The organism is Cellvibrio sp. UBA7661 (assembly GCA_002483365.1).
Lineage (GTDB): Bacteria > Pseudomonadota > Gammaproteobacteria > Pseudomonadales > Cellvibrionaceae > Cellvibrio.
The window spans coordinates 522,086-546,081 of record DLHT01000006.1 but is presented as its reverse complement, the minus strand read 5'-3'; the positions used below and the strand labels follow the sequence as shown (position 1 = coordinate 546,081).

The following is a 23,996-nucleotide window of genomic DNA, read 5'->3' as shown; positions in this document are numbered from 1 at the left end:
ACGAAGATTTTGATGCCACGTTACAGGGCGTTTTAAACTGGGACGACACTTCCCCGAAAGAAGGAGGATTCTGTTGACTCGGGTCATCATAAGTGAGCTGTTTTTTGATAACAGTGAATAACAATAAGCCGTGCAGTGTATCGGCAAGCTCACAGGGCGGATGTCTCCTCAAACAATAATGACTTAGCCCCAGAGGTGCATATGAAATCCATTGTATCGGCCGCTGCATTGGTGTTGTTGGCAACACAAGTATCGGCGCAAACCAATCCACCACCCAGTACTACACCTACTATCAGCCCGGTCGCTGTCGGCAGCGGTAGCTACCTGACCGGATGGGATAGCCGTATTGATGCCGCTATCCCGGACAACCGCGATGTGCAGACTACCAAGCACATTACCTCCAACCTCGCCAACCAACCCATGCCGACCAACTCCTGGTGGAGTTCGATCCTGTGGGCGGGTGTAAACGACCCATGGCAGGATTGGGGCACACGCGGCAGCCATAACGTCAGCTATGCGCATCCGTTTGCCATCAAGCCGGAAATTAACGGTGTGCGCTTGTACTCGCCGCGTTTTGAAGATTTCTGGGCGATCGATTACGCCTTTGTCGGCACCATGCCCGCACCGGCGACCCAATGGGTAAATGGTGTTGAGCAGCCCATGCACGATACCGTGTACTTCAAAGAGCTGGATTTTGTGCTGGGCAACACCGCCGCGAGCGGCAACTTCACTGCCAAAGTGCATGACTACAGCGACTGGTTTGTCACCACCCGTATGGAAGCTGGCGCAGGCGTTATGGATGTAACCTTCGGTCACGGCTCGCCTTATGTATTCGCCAACTACACCAACGGTAATCCAACCATCCGCTTTGCGACCCATGCAACCGCGCCTGTCGCCGCCAAAACCCCTGAAGTTTGGTCAGGTAACAGCAGTTCGGCAGTGATCGGTTTCTCGGTACAAGGCCGCGACTATGCCGCGTTTGCACCGGCGGGCACTACCTGGACTGGCTTGGGCACATCGGCCTTTACTGCCAACTTACCCAGTGGCAAAAAGTACTTCTCGGTCGCAGCACTGCCTAATCGTGCCGCCTTGCCGCTGATGAGCAAGTACGCCTACAACCATGTGACCGGTTCGCAAGTGAGCTGGAACTATCGCGCCAGCGACAGCACCCTGCTGAGCACTTACGCCGTGACGACCAACAATTACAGCGAAAGTACCGGCACCGGTACGCTGATGGGCTTGTATCCACACCAATGGCGTCAGCTGTCATCGGGTGCCAGCCTGACCGGCGATAGCTACTTCACTCCACGCGGTTCGATGAAACTGGCCGAAGGCAATGGTTTTACCACCGCGACCAAGTTCAAGGGCGTGATTCCCGCGATGCCAGCGCTGACCGATACCGCCGACAAAACCCGCCTGTCTGGTTTGATCGACAATGTCCGCAGCGAAACCTTTACCCATCGCGATACTTACTACACCGGTAAACGCTTGGGCAAAGTGGCCACACTGATTCCACTGGCACAGCAAGTGGGCAATACCGCTGCTGAAACCCAATTCAGAAACGAATTGAAATGGCGCTTGGAAGGCTGGTTGAAGGCCGATGTGATTGATGATCTGGAGCCATCACCTTTCGCCAAAAACCTGTTCTACTACAACAGCAACTGGGGCACCATGCTGGGTATTGATGGCAGCTTCGGCAGCCTGAAAGAACTGAACGATCACCACTTCCATTACGGTTATTTCGTCCGCGCGGCGGCCGAGGTTGCCCGCACTGACAAAAACTGGGCACAACCGCAGCAATTTGGCGGCATGATCGAGTTATTGATGCGCGACTATGGCAACTGGGAGCGCCCACGCAACGCTGCCACCAGCACCACTGGCAAAATGTTCCCGTTCCTGCGCAACTTCGATATTTACGCCGGTCACTCCTGGGCATCAGGCCATGCGCGCTTTGGTGCAGGTAACAACAACGAGTCTTCATCCGAGGCGATGAACGCCTGGACTGCGATGATTCTTTGGGGTGAAGAGACAGGCAACACCGCCGTACGCGATGCCGGTATCTTCCTCTACACCACCGAAATGACCGCCATCCAGGAATACTGGAACAACGTGCATGGCACTAACTACCACCCCACCTACACCAAACCAATGGCTTCACTGGTCTGGGGCGGCAAGACCGACTATGCCACCTGGTTCAGCGGTTTGCCGGAAGCCATGCACGGCATCATCCTGTTGCCGATCCAATCCGGTTCGCTCTACCTCGGCCAATACCCTGAGTATGCGAAAACCAACTTCGACTTTATGGCCAACGGCCGCACCATGTTCTCCATGTGGGATGCGATCTTCTATGCCTATCAAGCGGTCTATGATCCGGTAGCAGCGTTGACTAACTTCAATGCCAACGAAGGCCGTATGCGCGGTTCGGTGTCTGGCCCTGCATCTTTCACCGAAGAAGGTAACTCGCTCGCGAACACCTTTGCCTGGATCAAAACCTTCCATCGTTTTGGCCGTATCGACAATGATGTTGTCGCCACCAACCACGCTACCTTTGCCGTCTTCCGCAAAGGCACTGACCGCACCTATGTGGTGTACAACCCCAGCGCGATCAATGCCAAAAACGTGACCTTTAACGATGGCACCAGCGTGATGGTCAGCCCCGGTGAACTCAAGGTGTACACCAATGTGGCTACGCCGGTGTCGTCCAGCAGCGTGCCCAGTAGTGTGAGCAGTGTCGTGTCCAGCAGCCGTTCATCGGTATCCACCAGCTCGGTTAGCACGTCCATTTGCAGCACATCTGCAAACAGCTTGTCATCGAGCAGTGTGTCATCCAGCCGCTCGTCTTCATCTGTATCCAGCGTGTCATCGTCTGCGGCGGTAACCACTGGCGTAGTGAAAATGACCGCATTGGCCAATGGCGGCATGCAGTTCAGCATCCGTTTGCCCGAGCGCAAGCAGCAAGTACATTTGTTTGCCCGTCGCAACGGTGGTCAGGACTTTGTGGTGATTGACCTGCAAGCACAGGCTGGTGGCGAAGTGAATAATGGCGATGGTACCTACACCTATCAGGCTACCCGCAGCGGTGTGTATGCCGGTGGCGATCTGGTTGAGGCTCGCTTCTACACCTTTACTCCGGCCAGCGGCCAGGTGTTTTATCCAGGCCCTATCGAAAACAGCTGGACTTCTGTGACCTATGGCGTGGCTTCATCGTCTTCTGTGCCATCCAGCGTCTCCAGCTCTTCGGTACCATCGAGCGTATCAAGCTCGTCAGTACCTTCGAGTGTGTCCAGTTCGTCAGTGCCATCCAGTGTGTCCAGCTCATCGGTATCATCCAGCAGCTCGTCAGCAGCCAATAATGGTTACAGCGCGACTGCCGTTATGCCGAACGGCGCGCCAGTGGCTTACACCACCACCGCGACTTACAGCAACGGTGGGGTGAAAATCACGTTCACCACCAGCGAAAGCTTGAACTGGGCATGGGTATTTACTCCCGGTTGGAACAACATGACGCGCGTACAAGGCAACAGCTTTGAAGTCACGATTCCAAATGTGACTCCCGGTACCGCGATCAGTTATTACTTCACTGTCAGCACCGCAACACGCGGTGAGGCCAATAACAACAACCAACAGCACCAGTGGACAGTGACACCCTGATAAACCCTATAAACAACGTGATGAGTGACCCTTGAAAGAGGGACTGTGCGCTGGCTGGAGGGGCAGCGCCATTGCAACCGGCACCTGCAAAGGTGCCGGTTTTTTTTCGTTTACACGCCCACCGCGCGATACTGCGCCCCATCATTTTCCGGTAAGCTGCGCGCCACTGAGAACAAGGTACGGGTACCGGCTCCATGAAAGACCATCTTGCTCCCCTGATCTTCAAATTGCTCGCGCTCTTGCCGCTGGGATTGTTGCGCGCGCTGGGTAGCCTTATAGGCAGAGCGATGTGGTGGAGCAATAGCCGTGCGGCCAAAGTAACGCGCGAAAATATCGAATTGTGCTTTCCCGATTTATCGCCCGCAGCGCAAACAGCACTCGCGCGCCAAAGCCTGCAAGAAACTGCCAAAACGGCGATGGAAGCGGCTGCTATCTGGCGTCAGCCCTGGTCATGGTTGCAAGGCAAGATTGTCACGATGGAAGGCGATGAGATCCTGCGCGCCAAGCTTGCCGAGGGGAAGGGCGTACTGGTGCTTGCACCGCATCACGGCAATTGGGAAGTGGTTGCGCCTTATCTGGCGAGTGTGGCCAATCTCACGGCGATGTACCAACCGCTCGACAACCCGAAAATGGATGAGTTGGTATTGGCCGGGCGCAGCAAGCTCAACATCACCATGGCACCGACCAATCGCAAGGGTGTGATGATGTTGTTCAGGGCATTACAGGGCGGGACCATCGTGGGCATATTGCCCGACCAGGTGCCCGCGCGCGATGCAGGTATTGAAATCGCCCCGTTTATGGGGCAACCCGCCTTGACCATGACATTGGTGCAAGGTTTGGTGCAGCGCACCGGTTGTGCGGTGTGCTCATGCTACGCCGAGCGCGTGGCGGGGGGATTTAAAATCGTGGTGATGGAAGCAGATGCGGCCATTTACAGCGAGGATTTGCACACCTCGGTGGCCGGGTTGAACGAGAGTGTCGCGGCTTGTGTGCGCCGCGCGCCTGCGCAATACCAATGGGAATACAAACGCTTCCGCCGTCTACCGCCGGAATATCCCAAGCGTTATCAATTTAAATGAGGCATTAAACGGATCGAATTTATTCGTCACATGGATGTGTTAGTAAATATCAGCGGCTACAATTAACGCACTGTTTTTTTTATAACTCTTTTCCTGAAACGTCCGGTTGTTGTGATGAATAAAAAATCTGTTTTGATAACGCACCGCCCGCTGCGCAATGTAGTGTTGGCCACTTTTGCGCTTGTGACTCTGGGTGCATGTACCCAACAAAAAGCCCAGCAGCATCTGCAGACAGAGTTGAATGCAGCCAAGGCTTGTCTCGCCAAACAGGAAATGCAGGCGCAGCAAGTGAGCGGCCAGCAAGTGGAAATCCTGCGCCAATTGCAAGCAGTGCAGCAGCAATTAGCGGTACAGCAACAAACCATAGAAGCAAAACCGCAAGTGGTTGAACGCGTGATTGAGCAAAAATGCCCGCCGGTTGCTGCTACCAAAAAGAGCCCTGCAAAAGAGCAACCCATGACTGACAAACAAATCGTCGGTCTGCGCGAACAGGCATTGATCGCCGGTTTGAATATGGTGATGCAAGCCCGCATCAGCACCAATGTGGCCAATTCGGTGATCGATGCGCGCAATATCCAGATGTTTGAACGCAACGGTGAAGAGTGGGTGCGCTTTACGCTCTACAATCCCGATACCAAAGAACCCCATGTGCTGGAACGCAAGCGCTTGCGCTTCCAAACCGTACAAACTGCCAGTGCAACACCTGACCGCCGCCCGGTGGTGGAGATCCGCTTTACCATCGGCAAACTCTCCCAGAAAGGGGAATTTATACTGGCCGATCGCAGCAGCTCGGAATACCCCATCCTGATTGGCCGCAACCTGCTACGCGATGTCATGCTGGTCGATGTGAGTGGTAACAATCTCGCGCCTCTGCAACGCCCCGACGAAAATGCACCAGCCAAAAACTAACACCCATTTTTCATTCGTGCCGGTACACACTACCGGCACTGCTTGATTGCTTAAGGACTTTCTCTAGGAACTTCCCATGAAAAAACCTTCCCGCGCTCCCTTTTACACCGTTATCGGCCTGCTGGTTTTGGTGGGGCTGGGTACGGCCTGGATGCGCCACAACCAAATGGAAATCCCGTTCACTCCCGGTGTGCAAAAACCGGTGTGGTTGATTGAAGCACGTATCGATTTTGATGCTACCGGCGAGCCGGTTACTGCCCGTTTGGGATTGCCGGACGAGCCGCCCGGCTATCGCAGCTTTAGCGAGCAGGCCGCTGCGCCCGGTTATGGTTACTCGGTCGTCAGTGAAAATGGTGTGCGCCGCGGTGAGTGGTCCAAGCGCGAGGCGGTAGGCCCGCAGACGATTTACTACAAAACCCAATTTATCGAAGTTGAGCAAACTGCGCCCAGTACGCCATTACAGGAACCACAAGCGGTTCATGTCGATTGGGATGGCTCCTCGCAAGAGACTGCGGCCCAGCAAGTACTGGATACCGCTTGGGCGAAATCCAGCAGCCCGCAAAGCTTGGCGCGCGAGCTGATCAAACTGCTCAATAGCGATACGCTTGACCAAAATTCGGCGCTGCTGTTATCGGCACAGACGGACAAATCCGCGTTGCTGGAAAAATTGATTAACCAAGCCGGTATTGCGGCGCGTCCGGCGCTGGGTTTGTATCTGGAAGATGCCCGCCGTCACCAAAGCCTGACCCGCCTGGTACAAGTGTATGACGGTGAAAGTTGGGTGCTGTTTAACCCCTACACCGGCGAGCAGGGCGTACCCGAGAATTTGCTGCTGTGGCATACCGGCGGCGAATCGATTCTGGATGTGGCGGGCGGCAACCGCTCGCGCGTGAGCTTCTCGATGATCCACCAAACCGTACCGGCGCTGGATCTGATCAAAGCCCAATATAAAGACAGTGTATTCAGCGTGCTTAGCATCCAACATCTGCCCATCGAAGAGCAGAGTATGTTCAAGCTGTTGCTGTTGTTGCCGATAGGCGCATTGGTGGTGGTGTTTATGCGCATCATCATCGGCCTGAAAACCTCCGGTACCTTCATGCCGATTCTGATTGCGATGGCGTTCCTACAGACCTCGCTGGTGTTGGGGGTGGTGAGTTTTGTGAGTGTTGTCGCCATGGGATTGGTGCTGCGCACCTACTTGTCGCGGTTAAACCTGCTGCTGATATCGCGGATTGCCACACTGGTGGTGCTGGTAATTTTCATCATCTCTGCGCTCAGCCTCATCGGCTACCAGATGGGCTTCAACACCGGTATGACCATTACCTTCTTCCCGATGATCATCATCGCCTGGACAATTGAGCGTATGTCCATCCTGTGGGAAGAAGAAGGTCCCAAAGAGGTTATGGTGCAAGGTGGCGGCAGCCTGCTAGTGGCGGTGCTGGCTTATGCCTTGATGCAGCTGTCGCTGGTTGGCCATCTGACCTTCAACTTCCCCGAACTGAATCTGGTCGCACTGGCGCTGATTATGTTGATGGGTCAATACACCGGTTACAAATTGTCCGAGTTGCGCCGCTTCCGCGCCATGGTGGATAACGCCAGCGGCCCCAAACTGGCCGATCTTCCGAAAACGGATGCCCCCAAAAATGACGCCAACAAAGGAGCCGATGCATGAGTGCACCATCGGCTCCTGTAGCACCTGCGGGCATCAAACGCTGGTGGAATTCCTGGGTCAGCCCCTGGCGTTTAAAGCGCATGGGCATCCTCGGGATGAACTGCCGCAACCACGACTTTATTGCTGCCTACAATCCGCGCAGCTTGTTCCCGCTGGTGGATAACAAACTCAAAACCAAACTGCTGGCGGAAGAGTATGAAGTCGCGACCCCGAAATTGTTTTTCGTGGTCAATGCCCAGCACGAGATCGCACACATCGAAGAAAAACTCATGGCGCTGGAAGCCTTTGCGGTCAAACCCGCCAAGGGTTCAGGCGGCAAGGGGATATTGGTGATCATCGGCCGCCGTGGCGACAAGTTCATCAAATCCTCCGGTGCGGAAATCACCATCGAAGACATTAAACGCCACATGACCAACGCCCTCGCGGGCTTGTATTCACTCGGCGGTAAGCCGGATGTGGTGATCGTGGAAGACCTGATCCAGTTCGACGACTACTTCAAGGATTACTCCTACGAAGGCGTTCCGGATATCCGCATCATCATCTTCAAAGGCTACCCGGTAATGGCGATGTTGCGCCTCGCGACCCACAAGTCTGACGGCAAAGCCAACCTGCATCAGGGTGCGGTAGGGGTAGGGCTGGATATCGCCACCGGCCGTGCACTCAAAGCCGTACAGCATTCCAAGCCGGTTACGCACCATCCGGACACCAAACGCGCGCTCAATGAAATCCAGATCGCCGACTGGCGCAACTGGTTGCTGCTGGCGTCCAAGTGTTATGAAATGACCGGCCTTGGTTATATCGGTACCGATCTGGTATTGGATAAAGTGCGCGGTGCGCAATTGTTGGAACTTAACGCGCGCCCCGGACTCGCAATTCAGGTGGCAAATGGCCGCGGCTTGCTGCCCCGTTTGCGCCATATTGAATCGCTCAAAGAGCGCATGCACCGCACTGCTGAACAGCGTGTGGATTATGCAATGAAAACCTTTACCGCAGATGGTTTGTAATCTGTTGTATTTATCAAACCGTATTTATTAAGCAGCGGCGAATATCGCCCTAACCTGAACGGAGTAATGCTATGTCGACATCAGCTATGATTGGTCCCGGCCTGTTGATGGGCTCTTTTGCACTTTTTATTTTGACGGGCTTCGCGCTATCGATTCTTGAAAAGCGTTTGGAATCCAAACGCGAGCACTAAAAAAACCGGGCAAAAAGCCCGGTTTTTTTTTGCAGTTATTCGCGTATTTTTTTATCTATCGTTTTATCTTGAATTTTATCGGTCATCTTACCGGTCACTGCCCACACAATACATGCACCCCAGGCGATAAACGAAAACCCGGCGGGAATATTGGCGAGCACAATCAATTTTAAATATTTGCGATTAAAAAACAGCGCCAGAATGCTGGGAATAAACCAGATTACCAAGGTCAGTGGAAGTACCCATAACCAGACCGTAATGGGTGCCTGCGCGAACTGCTGGAAAAACGTCAATAACATATCCATAAAACACTCCTTAATTAAATTCCGCCAAACAGATTGCGCAACACTTGCACTTGCCTGCGGCTGACCTCAACCGACTGGCCATCCTGCAAAACCGCTAACATGCTGCCCGGTGTCAAACCCGCTTCCAATTCTTTGATGGCACTTACGCGCACAATATCGGCGCGGCTGGTGCGGAAAAATTGTTGCGGGTCCAAGCGCTGTTCAATTTTGGAAAGTGAGCTGTGCAAAAAACTTTTGCCATACTGCGTATAAACCGCGCTGTGGTTGCCAACGCTTTCAAAACGGTTGATCTCACTCAAGCGCACAATGCGGTTGCACTCGCCAAACTTTAATAATAATCCGTGCGATTCGGGCAAATAATTGGCGGCATCTTGCTGCACCGGTTTATTGGCAAGGCGCTGTAAGGTTTTGCTCAAGCGGTCCGGGTCAATTGGTTTGACCAAATAATCCAGTGCATTTAATTCAAACGCATCCAGTGCGTAGGAATCAAACGCGGTGCAAAATACAAATTGCAATTGCGGGTTTAATTGTGCGGCTAATTCCAAGCCTGTCATACCAGGCATTTGGATATCGAGAAACACCAATTCAATTGGCAACTCCGCCAATAACTGTTTGGCTTCATCGCTACTTGCCGCTTCAGCACAAATATCAATGTGTGGATGCGCGGCCAGTAAACGTTTTAATTCGGCGCGCGCCAAACGCTCGTCATCAACGATTAATGTCTTGATCATCACCCGGCTCCATTACCAATTCCATCGCCATTTCTATCGTCACTTCAAAACGCCCCGGACTTTTGCGGTAGGACAATTTATGCAACGGCGATAACAAGTGCAGCCGCTGTTGCAAGTTTGCTAATCCGGTTTGGGTACCTTGCGCACTCGTTTCGCCCTCCAGTGTATTGTTGACGCACAACTGCCAACGCTTTTTATCCAACTGGCGGCTGATAATTTCAACAACGCCGTGCTTTTGGCTAGGGTTAATGCCGTGTTTGATGGCATTTTCCACCAGCGTCAATAAGGTTAATGTAGGTAATTGCTGTTGCCAGAGTGAATCATCCAATTCCAGCTCCAGATGTAAACGTTGTTCCAGCCGCACTTGTTCAATTTCCAGATAACGCCGCGCAATCTGCCACTCATCTTCCAGTGTAGAAACCGGTTTTAAATGCGTTTGCAAATGCACGCGGAACAATTCAGATAATTGTGTGAGTGTGTGCGCCGCTTTATGTTGGTCTTCAAAGATCAGCGCGCGAATACTATTCAGCGCATTAAATAAAAAATGGGGATTTAATTGGTTGGTGAGTTGTTGCATTTGCGCTTCACGCATTTGCCGCTGGATCTGTTTTTTGCTGACCAATGTATGCCAAAACAAATAGGCGAGTGACCAAATGCAATACATTAATGTCATGTTGATCGCACCCATCAGTATCAGGGTAGGTGCGGTCAAATTCATGATCATATCTTTTTGCGGATCATCTGGATGCTGGATATTGATATTGCTGAAATCAAAATTACCAAAGGGAGAAAGCTGGGCCAATTGCATCACCAGCATAATCATCACTAGCCCAAGCACAAAGGCAAAACATAAAAACTGTAGCAGGTTCCAACCAAAGCGATTTTGTGGCAGCAGATACAGTTTGAGATAAGGGCGAAGAAAAAAGTGGCAGGAAATAAAAAATATGCCCGCTTCAACGCACGCGCGGAAAATTAATGCAGGTAACATCTGGTTGGATTCACTGCGGAACATGGATTGCATCATCACCAGAAAGCTTAAAAAATACAGCGCTGTGACAATGCTCATTACCCAGCGATAGCTGCGGCTGCAATTGAAACTGATATCCCAATAGGGCTTTAAGGTTTGCATAATATTGCTCACGCTAACTCCGTGAAGTAATCGTAAATGTTATTAATAGCGAGGCGCACTTTACTCATAGCGAAGCGCATCAATAGGATCGAGGTTAGCGGCTTTTGCCGCAGGTGCGATACCAAATACCAAACCGACCAATGCGGAAAAACCAAACGATAAAGCAACTGCCCAAAGAGGAACATGCGCCGGTGGAAAATTGGGGATCATGGCTGCTATGCCTGCACCGGCAGCATAACCCATCAGCAAGCCCACTAATCCACCTAACAAACACAGCAGCAGTGATTCCAATAAAAATTGCAGCAGTATCACATGGCGTTTTGCACCGATTGCTTTGCAAATACCAATTTCGCGCGTACGCTCGGTGACCGACACTAACATAATATTCATAATGCCAATGCCGCCGACCAACAGTGAAATACTGACGATGCCACCCATCACCAGCGTGACTGCTGAGGTAATTTGCGAGATAGAATCTTTTAATTGTTGTGCCGACTGGATTTTAAAATCGTCATCGTCGCCTTCAATGCGGTGGCTTTTGCGCAACAGTTGGCGAATGTGCTCACTCACATCAGGCAGTTCATCCAACTGTTGCACCGTAAGTTGGATCTGTATATCCAATTCCGCCGCGTTGCCATTCAAGCGCTGCATACTATTGTAGGGCAGCAGCACTATATCATCCTGCTGTAAGCCGAGCATTTCACCTTTGGCTTCAGCCAAACCAATGACCTTGAACCATTCATTATTGATTTCAATATATTCGCCAACCGGATTTTCCGGCAGCGATAAATTGTCGCGCACCGTTACACCAATCACGCACACACGGCGGCGGCTCTGGTTATCGCTCGCCGATAAAAACCGGCCATGTTCAATAAATAATTGGTTTACATTGCGATAGCTTTCGCTGGTGCCAATCACACGTCCGTAGGTTGAACGTGCGCCATAATGAACCTGGCTGGTAAAGCGCGATGCGAGAATAGGCGTAATCGATTGAATACCATTGACGCGCGCGCTGATCAATTGTAAATCGCGGTCGGTAATGCGCCCGAAGCGGCCGCGCAACTGATCATCAAATGACGTGTACGAATACACCGATAAACTGTTTGCACCCAAGCCTTCAAATTGCTGGTTAATGTTAAAACTCAAACCTTGCACAATGGAAACCGTCGCAATGACGGATGCGACACCAATAATAATACCGAGTGTGGTAAGCAGGCTGCGCAACCCGTGGGCTTTAATAGAGATGAGCGCAGCGCGCAGGCATTCAATAAAGGTAAACACAAAGGCTCCCTATTAATTCCAATAGTGTTCGGCAATTTTTCCATCGTGCATGCGCACCACGCGTTGGCAGTGGCGGGCAATATCCGGCTCGTGTGTCACCATCACAATGGTATTGCCTTCGCGCTGCAATTCGTCAAACAATTGCATGATGTCGCGCGTGGTGGCGGAATCCAGATTGCCGGTTGGCTCATCGGCTAATAACAGCGATGGCTGTGTCACCAACGCACGTGCAATGGCTACGCGCTGGCGCTGCCCGCCGGATAATTGGTTAGGTAAATGGTGCATGCGTTTTTCCAAACCCACTCGCTCCAGCACAATGCGCGCCGCATGCTCGCGCGCTTGCAAAGGCACAGCGCGATAAATCAGCGGTTGCATTACATTGGCAAGTGCAGACAGGCGCGGCAACAAATTAAAATTCTGGAAAATAAAACCGATATCGCGGTTGCGCACTTCCGCCAATTCATCCTGATTTAACTGCGCAACATTGCGCCCGTTTAGCAAATAATCACCGCTGCCGGGTTTATCCAATGCGCCTAAAATATTCATCAAGGTGGATTTGCCGGAACCCGATGCACCGGTAAAGGCCACATATTCATTACTGGCAATGTCCAGGCTGATTCCATCCAGTGCGCGCACTGTGTCTTGCCCCATGACATAGTGTTTACAAATATCCACCAGCGAAATTAAAGGCATCATTTTGCTTGATCCTGCTTTACCGATGCGGTTTGTGCGAGAGTAGTTTGTTCAATGCGAATGCGATCGCCATTTTGTAAAAAGCGCAGCTCGCGGTCGGGGCCGGTAATGATGTTATCGCCAGCGCGTAATTTTCCCTGCGCTGTAATTTCCTGACGGGTGTCATCGGCAATGCCGGTGGTGACTGCAATGCGTTCGGCGGTTTGGTTGCGGGCAATAAAAATAAACGGTTTTTTATCCTCGTCATACACAATCGCTTGAATAGGGACTGCCAATTTTTTTGCATCATCGCCAACAAAAATTTCTGCGCGCGCCGACATGCCCGGCCAGAGTTTGATGCGGTTGTTTTCATCAAAGAGAATTTTTACCGCAAAACTTAAACCGCTGCGCCCTGGCGCAACGGCGGCTGTCTCGGCAATAAAATCCACCTTGCCGGAAATAGGTTGGTTTTCTTGCGCAATGGCAATAATGGTTGCGCGCTGGCTGGGTGCAATCTGGCTGATGTCCGCCTCGTCCACATAAACTTCGGCTTGCAAGCTGTGTGGATTAGCAATAGTCATCAAGCTCGAACCGGCAAAATTCATGGTGCCGGATACCGCTGTTTCACCTTCTTTAATCGACAGTGTGGTAACAATGCCATCGAGCGGAGAATAAATACGTGTTTTGGTGAGATTGGTTTGCGCTTGTGCCAACAGCGCCTGGCTTTGAATTAATTGTTGGCGGCCAGCGTGCAATTGGAATTCTGCATTGGCCAATGCCAGTGTGGTTTGGTCAAAGGTTTGTTGGTCGATTAATTTTTTAGTGTGCAATATTTGCTGGCGCTGCCACTGCGATTGCGCATTTTTATAATCTGCTTGCAATTGGGTAATGCGCAGCTCTTGCATGCGCACCGCCGCTTGTTGTTGTTCCGTGGCAGAGCGATAGGCTTCATCATCAATTTGCAGCAACAACTGGCCTTTGTTAATCCGGTCGCCTTCTTTGATAAAAATCTGTTTTACCTTGCCAATCACTTCTGTACTTAATTGCACCTTCTCTTGGTGTTGCAAATTGCCAGACGCCAAAATCGAGCGGGTAATCACCTGCTCTTGCAGTGCTTCTACCTGAACGGTTTTTTGTGCATTACCAGCAATTGTTTTTTTAACCACTGGTACCGCGATCACAAGGCCAATGATCGCGGCAAGAATTAATTTTTTCATGCGCGCAACTCACTTATGCCAATGCGATAGCAATCCAAATTCCGTAAATAATCACCGTGGGTGCCAGCACAATCGCAGCAGATTTGGCGATGGATTTCCCCGTCCAATAATGAAAACCCAGCACCATCAATATTTGGTTCCAGACGGTAAACGGATCCCAGGAACTGAGTGGCGCAAAGAGTGGGTCGTGGGGCGATAAATCCAACAGCATATTGTTAAAACTGACAGGGTTGATCGCCTCTAATGTCAGTTGGCCATCACTGGCGAGCAGTACATTCACCAGCGATGCCAGCGCGGTCAATAACGTGGGTGTGGCGCACCAGCAGGTGAGAGCAAACCAATGTTTGAATCCAAGTTGTTCGCTATCCAGCAATTTGTTGGCGAGCAACAAGTACACCGCCATCACACTAAAAATAATCAAGACTCCAAGCAGCATGCCTACAATCGCACTGCCGCCCATGATCATGGGTGTTAAACCGCTCATGGCCTTGGCCATATCGGCGCGCTCGGCGGCGCTTTTATCCATCGTCTGGCTATTCACCATCTGTTCAATCATCCACGCGAAATCCACGGTGGAAAAAAAGCACAGCATCAACACAATATTGGCGGCGAGTAATGCCAGCAGTGGAAATAAAAAACCGGGTTTGGTGTTGATATCGCGAAATGCCTGCGATGGGCTGGTGAGGATATTGGTCAAGGTATTGAATGCGGAGGTTTGGTTCACAGCAGGTCCCTCAAAACGTTATTGGAAAATAGCCATTGCATTTTAGGGAGGCTCTGCCAGCACAGGTCACGACAAGTGATAAACGGCAAAAAAACCGGTTGCGAGGTGGTTTGCCTTACACCGGCGGAATTTGCGCCAGATCAAATCCGTGTCTGTTCGGGGCAATGCGCCCGGCTGCAATTGATCCGGATCAAAAAACCGCAACCGGAAAACGCGCAATCTGGTGTTGAAGGCACCAGTGCTTATCGGAATCAACCTGATGAGCGGGTGCAATAACCCGGATGGAGAAATCATTATGTTGGTATCAGGTGTAGTGGCAACCGTATCTCTGGTGGGCGTGCTGGTATTGCTATTTGTCGGCGGCTTGGCTTTGGCGGCAGTGGATAAACATTGCGATAAAAACCGCGAGCACTAATCCGATCGCCATCACGTTTCAGGTGAAACGATTGAACAATTTCGCTACCGGGGATGTCCTTAGCTTATAACCTAAGGATTAACCGTTCTCAGGGTGAAGGATGTTCAAGTTTCCCAGTCATGCAATTGCAAACATCATTGCGTTATCAGAGCGCTTTCCTTGGGCGATGCCGTTATTTGGTTTCTGCTCGGGGTTGGCGAGTTTTTTATTGGTCGAGCGCAAACAAGGATTAGCGCAAATTATTGCGCTGATGATCTTGGCGAGTTGGTGCTGGTTCCTCACTGAAAAAGTGGTACACAGGATTACGCTGCGGTGGTTTGGTTTGTCATCCCCGCGGCCACTGGTGGTTTATGCTACGCAGCTGATGCATCAGGAAAGTTTATTTTTTGTCATTCCTTTTCTATTTCTCACCACTGCATGGAATAGCGGCCAATCGGTTTACACCGCGATCCTGTTGGTTGCTGCCGCCATCACTATTATCGATCCACTCTATTTCCGCTGGTTAGCGCCGCGCCGCGTTTGGTATTTTGCGTTTCATGGCATAACGCTTTTTGCCGTTTTACAAACCATATTGCCCATTATTTTTTATTTACCGACGGCGCAAAGTTATTGCTGGTCATTGGGGATTGCGCTGTTGCTGATTGCCGTTGGCATCGCCAGTGGAACCCAGTGGCGCTGGTGGAAACGTATGCTGGTTATTGTGGGGCTGGTTAGCGCTTTGGGTTATACCGGTTTAGTGGTGCGGCCCTGGATACCGCCATCAACCCTGTGGCTAACCGATGTGGCCATCGCCAGTGCGATCAACGGCGCAGAAAAAATTCCCAAAAATAATTTGAAAGTCCTGTCCGATGCTGAGTTGCACAAAGGTCTTTATGCCTACACCGCGATCCATGCACCGCGCGGCCTGCGCGAGCGGATTTATCACGAATGGAAATTAAACGGCAAACTCATCGATAGGGTGCCTCTGGATATTCACGGCGGCCGCGAAGCGGGCTATCGCGCCTGGAGTCACAAAGTCAATTTCCCTGCCGATTCCACCGGCCGCTGGCAAATTCGCGTCGTGACCGAGGCGGATCAGTTAATTGGCGTGCTGCGCTTTAAGGTAGTACCAGATTCCTGATGCGCTTTCATTCTGATTCCCCGCGATACTCCCCTATAATGTGCAAAATAGTGGGGTTTGTTTGCTTATGTCGTATTTTCCGGTCAATCGTGACCAGCCTTCCATTCACAATCCTGACCGCAATCCAGAGCAGTCGTCGCAATCCGTGGCTGTGCCGCATGCGGTGCAATCGTTGCGCATTGCGCTGCTGGGTTATCGCAGCCATCCGCACGTGGGCGGGCAGGGGATTTATCTCCAGTATTTGAGCAAAGCATTGGTGGATTTAGGGCATAAGGTGGATGTCATTTCCGGCCCGCCTTATCCCGAATTAGATTGGCGTGTGCGTCTTATACAATTGCCGGGTTTGGATTTATACGCACACCCGCACCCCACGCGTGCGCTTAAATTAAAACATTGTTTATCGCTCGCGGATTTTTACGAATGGTGGAGTAAATTAAGTGGCGCCTTTGGTGAGCCTTATTGTTTTGGTCGCCGTTTGAATGCGTATTTCAAACAACATCAACCACAGTACGACATAGTGCACGACAACCAAAGCCTGTGTTACGGCTTATTGGATTTACAACAGCGCGGTGTGAATGTCATCGCGACAGTGCATCACCCCATCACCCAAGACCGCGATCTCGCCCTCGCTGCCGCCACTGAAAAAGGCCAGCGTTGGTTAATTAAACGCTGGTACAGTTTTTTGGATATGCAAAAAACTGTGGTGCAAAAACTGCAGCATGTCATCACCGTGTCGCAACAATCCCGGCGCGATATTACGCAAGCATTTGATCGCCCCGCAGCAGAAATTCACGTGATTCCCAATGGTGTCGATACCAACATTTTTAAACCGCTTGCAGGAATTGCGCGTATTCCGTTTCGGTTAATTACCACCGCGTCTTCTGACCAACCGCTAAAAGGTTTAAGCGTATTGCTGCGTGCCATCGCCGCGCTGCACAGTGAATTTCCTGAACTGCAATTAATGGTGATCGGAAAACTAAAAGAAAACGGCGAGACCCAAAAAGAATTACAAGCATTGAACCTACAAGAGAGTGTTCAATTTAAATCCGGCATCAGTAACAGTGAATTGGTTGAGCAATATGCTCACGCCAGCATTGCCATAGTGCCATCACTCTATGAAGGTTTTGGTTTGCCTGCAGCAGAGGCAATGGCCTGCGGAGTGCCATTAATTTGTAGCGATGGTGGTGCCTTGCCGGAAGTGGTGGGCGATGCCGCGCGCTTGGTGCGCGCCGGTAATACAGATGATTTGCAACAGGCATTACGCGATTTGTTGCTTGATAATCAAGCGCGTGACCAATTAAGCGAAAAAGGGCGTGAGCATATCTTGCAACAATTAAGTTGGGATTGTGTAGGGAAAAAAATGGAACGTTTTTATTTCCAAATTTTGAATCAACAACACGACCCGATTAGCAATCGTGAACTATCGCGTGAGCAAGTACAAAATGCTTACGATTAACTTTCACGATTTCCCTTTAGCGGCGGGCGACCGCGTACTGGATCTCGGTTGTGGCGAAGGCCGCCATGTGATTAACGTTTATTTGCAGGGCGATGTAGTCGCCATCGGTGTGGATTTAAATCATCGCGATTTGCTGACCAGCCGTGAACGATTTTTACCGTTTGATCAAGCATCTGCCAATAAACACTTTTATTTACAACAGGCAGATGCGACCAAATTGCCCTTTGCTGATCACAGCTTTGACAAAATTATTTGCAGCGAAGTGCTGGAACATATTCCGGATTACCAAAGCGTATTAACTGAAATTCAGCGCATACTCAAACCCGGCGGGTTGCTGGCCATTACCGTGCCGCGCGCATGGCCAGAAAAAATCTGCTGGTGGTTAAGTGAGGAATATCATCAGGTAGAAGGTGGCCATATTCGTATTTTTAATGGCAAACAATTACGTACTGATATTGAGCAGCGGTCATTTACATTTTATAAACGCCACTGGGCGCACGCGCTGCATTCACCTTTTTGGTGGATGAAATGTTTGTGGTGGAAAACGCAGGACACCAATCCGCTGATTAAACTCTACCACCGTTTATTGGTGTGGGATTTAATGGAAAAACCCTGGCTCACACAAACACTGGAAAAATGGCTGAATCCAATTATGGGAAAAAGCGTGGTGATGTATTTTAAAAAAGCCGGTCTTGATGCAGGCATTAATTACTCCTCCCCTTTGCAAAAGGGGAGACCGGGAGGGGATTCCTGCTCATGAAAAATTTATTACTCACCAAAGGCTTTTTTCCTGAGCAGTTGTTGCGCCCGACCATCAATTATATTTTGCAAACCCAATTACCAAACGGCTGTATTCCCTGGTTTGCAGATGGCAAAGCTGACCCTTGGGATCATATTGAAGCGGCTATGGGTTTAACCATTGGCGGTGAATATGCCGCAGCGCAGCGCGCTTACCAATGGCTGGTGCAAGAACAATTGCCCGATGGCAGTTGGTGGGCAAATTATCTGGGTGATGAAGCGGTAGATAAAAATCACCGCGAAACAAATTTCATTGCTTATATTGCCACCGGCGTTTGGCATTATTTTTTAATCACGCAGGATGTAAAATTTTTGCTCGATTATTTTCCTGCCGCGCAAAAAGCGATTGATTTTGTATTGCGCTACCAAGCGCCGACGGGCGAAATTTATTGGGCTGTTGCGGAAGATGGCAGCGCTAAAAAAGATGCATTAGTCACGGCATCCAGCTCCATTTATAAAAGCCTTGAGTGCGCCATTTTATGCGCAGAGCAGCTGGGTTTTAATGCGAACCACTGGCGCAGCGCCCATCAACAATTGGGCACAACCTTGCGCCATCATTCGGAATGTTTTGACCGCACCTGGGAACCCAAAACCCGTTTTTCCATGGATTGGTTTTATCCCATTCTTACCGGCGTTGTGGATGGAAAAGCGGCGCAGCAGCGCATTGATGAAAAATGGAAAACCTTTGTCGAGCCGAATATTGGTTGCCGTTGTGTGAGTGATGAACCCTGGGTGACGGTGGCTGAATCCTGCGAACTCACACTCGCATTGTTAGCCGCTGGCGAACACGCGAAAGCCGTTAATTTATTTAGCTGGCTATTTCAATTTAAAGATGAAGATGGCGGTTATTGGACTGGTTATAATTTCCGCGACGATGTTATTTGGCCGCGTGAAAAAACTACCTGGACAGCCGGTGCAATTTTATTGGCAGCCGATGCCATCACCCAACACACCGCTGCCGCCAATATATTTTTGCAGTCGGCTTTATCCCCAATGGCTTACGCCGAACCACTTACAACAGAACACTAGTTATGCGAATCCCACGAATTTTTACCGAACAAAATTTACTGAGCGGCGAACATATCGCGCTGGAAGAATCGGCATCGCATCACCTGAGCAAAGTATTACGAATGCAAGCGGGGCGCGAATTAATTTTATTTAATGGCGCTGGTGGTGAATTTGCGGCAACCATTCATGAAGTCAGTAAAAAGCATGTGATCGTCAGTGTGCAAGAACACAGCATCGACAATCGTGAATCACCACTGGAATTGGAATTAGCGATTGGTATTTCACGCGGTGAACGTTTTGAATGGGTGCTACAAAAAGCGACAGAACTTGGCGTAACCAAAATTACACCACTCATTACCGAGCGCACCGAAGTAAAATTAGGTGGCGACCGCCAGGAAAAACTGCACGACCGCTGGCAGCAAATCCTTATCAGCGCCTGCGAGCAGTGCCAACGCAATTTATTGCCCGTTTTACATTCGCCTGTACAAATTTCTGACTGGCTGCCACAAGTGAAATCTGATTTACGTTTTGTACTCCATCACCGCGACAGCAAAACCCTACCGGCAGAGCAACAACCTGAAAGCGTCACGCTATTAATCGGCCCCGAAGGCGGCCTGAGCGAACGCGAAATCGCCCACGCCCTGGAGCAAGATTTTAACGCGCTGACCTTAGGCCCAAGAGTATTACGCACTGAAACAGCACCAGTTGCTGCGATTAGTTTGGTGCAGTATTTGTGGGGGGATTTTTGAGTTGAACCACTGGGGCACAGCCAATATTAAGCCCCTAATAGGCAATTGGACGCTAATACATCGCTTTCCAATTTGCCCATGGACGCTTTATAGAAAAACGACAAATAGCTAGCAAATGAAAATATTTTTACTCACCCATGAACGCGAACTACTGCGCCCTACTAATACCGGTGTGTTGGCACAGAATGTTGCACCGGAAATCGTAGAGCGAATAGTCTGGGCGAGAAACGAACCTAACCCGTTTTTGTTAGATGCAATCAATCAAGGAAATACGGTATTGCTTTACCCGGTTGATGATGCCGATGTTGCGTCAATTGAATCCTCTGAAAATATCATTGTGCTGGATGCCACCTGGCAAGAAGCACGCAAAATATTTAATCGCAGCCCCTATCTAAAAAATTTAACCAGAGCACAAATTAACCCGCAGCAAATTTCCCAGTACCAGCTCAGGCGCAACCAACCCGAGGGTGGTTTGTGTACCGCTGAATGCGTGATGGAAATACTCAGAGCAAAAAATCACGTAACTATTGCGCAGCGGTTAGCGGCAGAGTTTGCAAATTTCAATTCAAAAATCCGCAATTAAATGTAGGTTGGGGTGAGGCACGAACCCCAACATGACGGGCTTTCCGATTACTGAAGTGTCAATTCAAGCTTCAGAATTTTATCCAAAAAATACAATCGCGACATAAAAAATAACAGCGTGGTCGTGAGCTCATCAAAAAATGGATATCAATTCTGTGTACAATCGTCAAATCCATGCAGATTTACCAGAGGTTTATCCTTTCGCAAGTTTTTTCGATGTGTAGATAAAAAATTTTCTTGAAATTTTGTTGAAGAAAGACTGTGCATGAATTTTTTAGTGCGCTTCTATTTTCCAATAATAATTTGATCTCAGTACAACACATCACAAACTGCTTAAATCAATGAACTAGCGTTACTCAAACGTTTTTAATGATAGAAAATGATTCTTGATACTTTTTCCTATTTCTTTGGCCATTAAAGGCGGTACGGCATTTCCAATTTGTCTCGCCTTTGATGCCATATTGCCTTTAAATCTATAAGTTCTTGGAAATGTTTGTAGGCAAGCAGCTTCTCGGATGGAAATAGCACGGTTTTGAGATGGGTGACCAAATCTTCCATTTGAAAGACTAATACATCTGGTTGTTAAACCGCTAGCAGGTTTATCCCAGTGTAATCTTCCATAAACATCTGTGTGACCTTTGTAGTTTTGATGGCATTTAAGTTGAAGATCTGGTGACCAAAATTCTCGTCCTCCGCCCTCAGGAGTTTGCTTTATCCTTCTTAAGTTAATTTCAGACAGTTTCGCGGCTCGATGCTCAGAATCTTGATTACAGGTTTCTCCCGCTGAAATAGCCGTTAGATCAGAAATCCATTCTCTAACAGTACTATAAGGGGTTCCAGCCTTCGGTCCATGTGTTGCTTTGGGTAGCGAAATTGTGCCTAATTTGGATGCCAATAAAACTAATCGCTCTCTTCTTTGAGGCACTCCAAAATCTGCTGCTGGTAATACATCAAACGAATATTGATATTTTAAGTCGTCAAGAATTTTCAAAAATTCATAAAATGGACCGTTTGATCTTATTTTCTGCATGCCTGGCACGTTTTCGACTAAAACGTATTCAGGTTCCCAATACCCAATAAAGCGAGAAAACTCCATCAACAAATTTTTTCTTGGGTCATTTTCATATTTTTTTTTGTTCTGTTTTGAAAATGGTTGGCACGGAGCACAGCCACAAAATAAAATAGGATTATTTCTTTCGCCAATAATGGATGATAAATTTTCAGGCTCTATTTCCTGAATATTTGAGGTTAAAACTTTTGCATAGGGAAAGTTTTCTTTGAAAGTTGAAATTGCAACTTCATCGATATCGAGGGCAAATTTAATATTAAGCCCTTCATCGCTTAATCCGCAACTGGTGCCGCCGCAACCAGAAAAAAAATCAAATACATCAATCATTTTTTGGCGCTCAATTTTTTGAAGTTATTAATTTTATCTGCTAAGAGTAAAATATGCGAATTATTTTTTTCAATGGTGGCAATCTTGCTTTTTTGAATAAAAAGAATTTCTTGAGATGTTGGATTTTCATAATCCTCTTTACCTAATTCTTTCCTAGTAATTTTTTCAAATGTGATCTTTCTGTCTTCTTCAGGATAATTTAAATAGTCTATCGTTTTATGCATATTATCCCATACAAATTCTTCAGGGGTTTTTCCTGGAAGATATGAAACATGATCTTTTATCCATTCAATAAAAGTTCTCTCTAGATATTTTTTTTGTTCTTTGTCTCCACCATTACTATTTCCATCAACTTTAAAGTCAATATCAATACCTGATATTGACTTTATTAATTCAGGCAAATTATTTTCTGCGTCTTTGCTGATGGTATCTATATGAGGTATTTCAATCTCTCTATTTTTGTCGCCATCAAATAAAATAAAAACATCTTCTCTTTTTTCAATTGAATAAATTGGAACATAGTATTTCCACAATGTATCTGCGCCTCCTGGGAAGTAAATGACCTTGATAGTTTTAAATGTAACTTCGCCTAAGGTTTTTATAGCAAATTCGGTTACTTCTTTTGCTAAAGCATCTTCTACAACAATGGTTGTTGCTCCAATCATGGGTTCGCCAATATGAAAAAAAGCTTCATCGTGTGAACTTGACTGATTTGGTAGCCTAACTTTTTGAGTGGAACTATCAAATCGTAACGCTTTTACGGCTTCAAATGGTAGTTGACGTACTATGGCTGGGGAATGAGTTGAGATAACTATTTGGTGTTTATTTTTTTTAACTTGATCTTTAAGGAAATTGACTAGCTTTTCTTGCGCTCCTGGGTGTAGCGAAACCTCTGGCTCATCCAGCAATATTAAAGAGCTTTCTTTAGCAGACATAATATCTGTCACTAGTTTTACTACTGCGAATTCTCCACTACCAGCGAATGCTTCGCTATATTGAAGATCAGACATTTTCATTAAGCAAGTATAAGCATCAGTGTTATAAAAATAGTGCCTAATCAAATTTATTTCAGAATATTTTTTACCGAGAATGTTTGATATTTCAAGTAGCTCTTCTGAAGTCAGAGTTCTATTTTCTGAGTTAACAATTCTTTGTTGTTTCCTATAAAAAAATTCCATTTTCTTTTGTTGAATAGAGTATTTTAGATGTGGGGCCCTTGTTCTAATAAATTGTTTTTTTATCTTTGTATTATTCGATTTTCCTTTTAATTCACTATGATAAAAAAATTTATCGTAAGCGCTTAAGGATGCTCTGAAATCTATATAAACTACACTCTTATCAATGGCGTCCCATCTCGTTTTACTTCTTCCCTTCGGCAAGGGTTTATCTTCCGGTAATAGAGGCATTGGCTTCATGCCATATTTAGCTACTGGCCTTGAAGGCTCCCAATAATCAGGGTCTTCATCTTTTTTTATCCGGGTTTTTAAAACCTCTATGGTTTCGTCCGCTCCTTCATTAAAATATCCATAGATGAAACAATTTCTTTGATCTCCCGTCTCTTTGATAGGGTCAATATTAGTAGAAAACCAAAGTTCACCTAAACTGTAGAAGTTAGGGCAGCCATATAGTGCTCGTAATACCGAACTTTTATTTGTCCCATTGGCACCTACAAGCGCGGTTATAGGGAAAGTTAAATCTATCTTAGTGTTTTCCTCAAAATTTTTATATTTTGGAAATCTTATGTATCTAATGTAGGGCTCTAACTTTTTCTTTTCCAAAAGTTGCCGTAATAGTGCTTCGTAGTCCATTGATCGCCTGATATTTTTAGAGTTTAATTGGTAAAGTTTTTAAATACTCTTTTTTCAAAAAGAGAAGAAAATTCAACTATTTCCTGTAAGTTTGTTATT

21 protein-coding genes are annotated in these 23,996 nt (G+C 48.4%); 12 read left to right on the top strand and 9 right to left on the bottom strand.

What is annotated here, in order from left to right; translation table 11 throughout:
• Positions 1-201: 201 nt before the first annotated feature.
• The 5 genes from B2739_RS06480 to B2739_RS06460 all read left to right on the top strand — a co-directional run bounded on the left by B2739_RS06480 (position 202) and on the right by B2739_RS06460 (position 8,315).
• A complete protein-coding gene (locus B2739_RS06480) occupies positions 202-3,651 on the top strand; it encodes a glycosyl hydrolase (RefSeq protein ID WP_331345043.1) in 3,450 nt (1,149 codons plus the stop codon).
• Between the two features lie 194 nt (positions 3,652-3,845).
• The gene (locus B2739_RS06475) at positions 3,846-4,730 is read left to right on the top strand and encodes a lysophospholipid acyltransferase family protein (protein ID WP_331345042.1); all 885 of its coding nucleotides are present in this window, start codon (positions 3,846-3,848) and stop codon (positions 4,728-4,730) included.
• 114 nt (positions 4,731-4,844) lie between these two features.
• The gene (locus B2739_RS06470; protein WP_331345041.1) at positions 4,845-5,639 is read left to right on the top strand and encodes an ATP-dependent zinc protease; all 795 of its coding nucleotides are present in this window, start codon (positions 4,845-4,847) and stop codon (positions 5,637-5,639) included.
• A gap of 76 nt (positions 5,640-5,715) precedes the next feature.
• Complete coding sequence (locus B2739_RS06465; RefSeq protein ID WP_331345040.1) at positions 5,716-7,311, top strand: inactive transglutaminase family protein; 1,596 nt, start codon at positions 5,716-5,718, stop codon at positions 7,309-7,311.
• A complete protein-coding gene (locus B2739_RS06460) occupies positions 7,308-8,315 on the top strand; it encodes an alpha-L-glutamate ligase-like protein (RefSeq protein WP_331345039.1) in 1,008 nt (335 codons plus the stop codon). The genes B2739_RS06465 and B2739_RS06460 overlap by 4 nt, the downstream gene beginning before the upstream one ends.
• 226 nt (positions 8,316-8,541) lie before the next feature.
• Here the strand turns inward: B2739_RS06460 and B2739_RS06455 are convergent, their stop codons facing one another.
• Genes B2739_RS06455 through B2739_RS06425 form a run of 7 tightly spaced genes read right to left on the bottom strand, consistent with a single transcriptional unit; the run spans position 8,542 to position 14,565 of the window.
• Complete coding sequence (locus B2739_RS06455; RefSeq protein ID WP_331345038.1) at positions 8,542-8,811, bottom strand: superinfection immunity protein; 270 nt, start codon at positions 8,809-8,811, stop codon at positions 8,542-8,544.
• Positions 8,812-8,825: 14 nt separating this feature from the next.
• On the bottom strand, positions 8,826-9,542 hold the full coding sequence (locus B2739_RS06450; protein ID WP_331345037.1) for a LytR/AlgR family response regulator transcription factor: 717 nt from the start codon (positions 9,540-9,542) through the stop codon (positions 8,826-8,828).
• Complete coding sequence (locus tag B2739_RS06445) at positions 9,520-10,683, bottom strand: sensor histidine kinase (protein WP_331345036.1); 1,164 nt, start codon at positions 10,681-10,683, stop codon at positions 9,520-9,522. Before B2739_RS06445 ends, B2739_RS06450 begins: the two co-directional genes overlap by 23 nt.
• A 48-nt stretch (positions 10,684-10,731) precedes the next feature.
• The gene (locus B2739_RS06440) at positions 10,732-11,952 is read right to left on the bottom strand and encodes an ABC transporter permease (RefSeq protein ID WP_331345035.1); all 1,221 of its coding nucleotides are present in this window, start codon (positions 11,950-11,952) and stop codon (positions 10,732-10,734) included.
• A 12-nt stretch (positions 11,953-11,964) separates the two neighbouring features.
• The gene (locus tag B2739_RS06435; RefSeq protein ID WP_331345034.1) at positions 11,965-12,648 is read right to left on the bottom strand and encodes an ABC transporter ATP-binding protein; all 684 of its coding nucleotides are present in this window, start codon (positions 12,646-12,648) and stop codon (positions 11,965-11,967) included.
• The gene (locus tag B2739_RS06430; protein WP_331345033.1) at positions 12,645-13,841 is read right to left on the bottom strand and encodes an efflux RND transporter periplasmic adaptor subunit; all 1,197 of its coding nucleotides are present in this window, start codon (positions 13,839-13,841) and stop codon (positions 12,645-12,647) included. The genes B2739_RS06435 and B2739_RS06430 overlap by 4 nt, the downstream gene beginning before the upstream one ends.
• 13 nt (positions 13,842-13,854) lie before the next feature.
• The gene (locus tag B2739_RS06425) at positions 13,855-14,565 is read right to left on the bottom strand and encodes a YIP1 family protein (protein WP_331345032.1); all 711 of its coding nucleotides are present in this window, start codon (positions 14,563-14,565) and stop codon (positions 13,855-13,857) included.
• A gap of 259 nt (positions 14,566-14,824) precedes the next feature.
• Here B2739_RS06425 and B2739_RS06420 point away from each other — a divergent pair, with 259 nt between their 5' ends.
• From B2739_RS06420 to B2739_RS06390, 7 genes are all read left to right on the top strand, one after another.
• Positions 14,825-14,980 carry a hypothetical protein gene (locus B2739_RS06420; protein WP_331345031.1) on the top strand — a complete coding sequence of 52 codons (156 nt, stop codon included), beginning with the start codon at positions 14,825-14,827 and terminating at the stop codon, positions 14,978-14,980.
• 100 nt (positions 14,981-15,080) lie between these two features.
• The gene (locus B2739_RS06415; protein ID WP_331345030.1) at positions 15,081-16,100 is read left to right on the top strand and encodes a DUF5924 family protein; all 1,020 of its coding nucleotides are present in this window, start codon (positions 15,081-15,083) and stop codon (positions 16,098-16,100) included.
• A 67-nt stretch (positions 16,101-16,167) separates the two neighbouring features.
• Positions 16,168-17,556 carry a glycosyltransferase family 4 protein gene (locus B2739_RS06410; protein WP_331345029.1) on the top strand — a complete coding sequence of 463 codons (1,389 nt, stop codon included), beginning with the start codon at positions 16,168-16,170 and terminating at the stop codon, positions 17,554-17,556.
• Positions 17,543-18,316, top strand: a complete 774-nt coding sequence (locus B2739_RS06405; RefSeq protein ID WP_331345028.1) for a class I SAM-dependent methyltransferase — start codon at positions 17,543-17,545, stop codon at positions 18,314-18,316. Before B2739_RS06410 ends, B2739_RS06405 begins: the two co-directional genes overlap by 14 nt.
• On the top strand, positions 18,313-19,383 hold the full coding sequence (locus tag B2739_RS06400; RefSeq protein WP_331345027.1) for a prenyltransferase: 1,071 nt from the start codon (positions 18,313-18,315) through the stop codon (positions 19,381-19,383). The genes B2739_RS06405 and B2739_RS06400 overlap by 4 nt, the downstream gene beginning before the upstream one ends.
• Before the next feature lie 2 nt (positions 19,384-19,385).
• Positions 19,386-20,111: a 16S rRNA (uracil(1498)-N(3))-methyltransferase gene (locus tag B2739_RS06395; RefSeq protein ID WP_331345026.1), complete on the top strand. Its 726-nt coding sequence runs from the start codon at positions 19,386-19,388 to the stop codon at positions 20,109-20,111.
• A 115-nt stretch (positions 20,112-20,226) separates the two neighbouring features.
• Positions 20,227-20,694, top strand: coding sequence for a tRNA-uridine aminocarboxypropyltransferase (locus B2739_RS06390; protein ID WP_331345025.1), 468 nt, complete (start codon positions 20,227-20,229; stop codon positions 20,692-20,694).
• A 351-nt stretch (positions 20,695-21,045) separates the two neighbouring features.
• Here the strand turns inward: B2739_RS06390 and B2739_RS06385 are convergent, their stop codons facing one another.
• Together B2739_RS06385 and B2739_RS06380 are read right to left on the bottom strand one after the other, a co-directional pair.
• Positions 21,046-22,089 (bottom strand): DNA cytosine methyltransferase, encoded by a 1,044-nt coding sequence (locus tag B2739_RS06385; RefSeq protein WP_331345024.1) that lies wholly within the window; start codon positions 22,087-22,089, stop codon positions 21,046-21,048.
• Entirely contained in the window at positions 22,086-23,897 is a 1,812-nt protein-coding gene (locus B2739_RS06380; RefSeq protein ID WP_331345023.1) for an ATP-binding protein, read from the bottom strand. Before B2739_RS06380 ends, B2739_RS06385 begins: the two co-directional genes overlap by 4 nt.
• Positions 23,898-23,996 lie beyond the last annotated feature (99 nt).

Coding starts and splice junctions, on each gene's coding strand:
- B2739_RS06480 (WP_331345043.1), top strand. CDS start 202: ATGAAATCCATTGTATCGGCCGCTGCATTGGTGTTGTTGGCAACACAA.
- B2739_RS06410 (WP_331345029.1), top strand. CDS start 16,168: ATGTCGTATTTTCCGGTCAATCGTGACCAGCCTTCCATTCACAATCCT.
- B2739_RS06435 (WP_331345034.1), bottom strand. CDS start 12,648: ATGATGCCTTTAATTTCGCTGGTGGATATTTGTAAACACTATGTCATG.
- B2739_RS06430 (WP_331345033.1), bottom strand. CDS start 13,841: ATGAAAAAATTAATTCTTGCCGCGATCATTGGCCTTGTGATCGCGGTA.
- B2739_RS06460 (WP_331345039.1), top strand. CDS start 7,308: ATGAGTGCACCATCGGCTCCTGTAGCACCTGCGGGCATCAAACGCTGG.
- B2739_RS06420 (WP_331345031.1), top strand. CDS start 14,825: ATGAGCGGGTGCAATAACCCGGATGGAGAAATCATTATGTTGGTATCA.
- B2739_RS06450 (WP_331345037.1), bottom strand. CDS start 9,542: ATGATCAAGACATTAATCGTTGATGACGAGCGTTTGGCGCGCGCCGAA.
- B2739_RS06415 (WP_331345030.1), top strand. CDS start 15,081: ATGTTCAAGTTTCCCAGTCATGCAATTGCAAACATCATTGCGTTATCA.
- B2739_RS06380 (WP_331345023.1), bottom strand. CDS start 23,897: ATGGACTACGAAGCACTATTACGGCAACTTTTGGAAAAGAAAAAGTTA.
- B2739_RS06475 (WP_331345042.1), top strand. CDS start 3,846: ATGAAAGACCATCTTGCTCCCCTGATCTTCAAATTGCTCGCGCTCTTG.
- B2739_RS06465 (WP_331345040.1), top strand. CDS start 5,716: ATGAAAAAACCTTCCCGCGCTCCCTTTTACACCGTTATCGGCCTGCTG.
- B2739_RS06455 (WP_331345038.1), bottom strand. CDS start 8,811: ATGGATATGTTATTGACGTTTTTCCAGCAGTTCGCGCAGGCACCCATT.
- B2739_RS06395 (WP_331345026.1), top strand. CDS start 19,386: ATGCGAATCCCACGAATTTTTACCGAACAAAATTTACTGAGCGGCGAA.
- B2739_RS06385 (WP_331345024.1), bottom strand. CDS start 22,089: ATGATTGATGTATTTGATTTTTTTTCTGGTTGCGGCGGCACCAGTTGC.
- B2739_RS06400 (WP_331345027.1), top strand. CDS start 18,313: ATGAAAAATTTATTACTCACCAAAGGCTTTTTTCCTGAGCAGTTGTTG.
- B2739_RS06470 (WP_331345041.1), top strand. CDS start 4,845: ATGAATAAAAAATCTGTTTTGATAACGCACCGCCCGCTGCGCAATGTA.
- B2739_RS06390 (WP_331345025.1), top strand. CDS start 20,227: ATGAAAATATTTTTACTCACCCATGAACGCGAACTACTGCGCCCTACT.
- B2739_RS06405 (WP_331345028.1), top strand. CDS start 17,543: ATGCTTACGATTAACTTTCACGATTTCCCTTTAGCGGCGGGCGACCGC.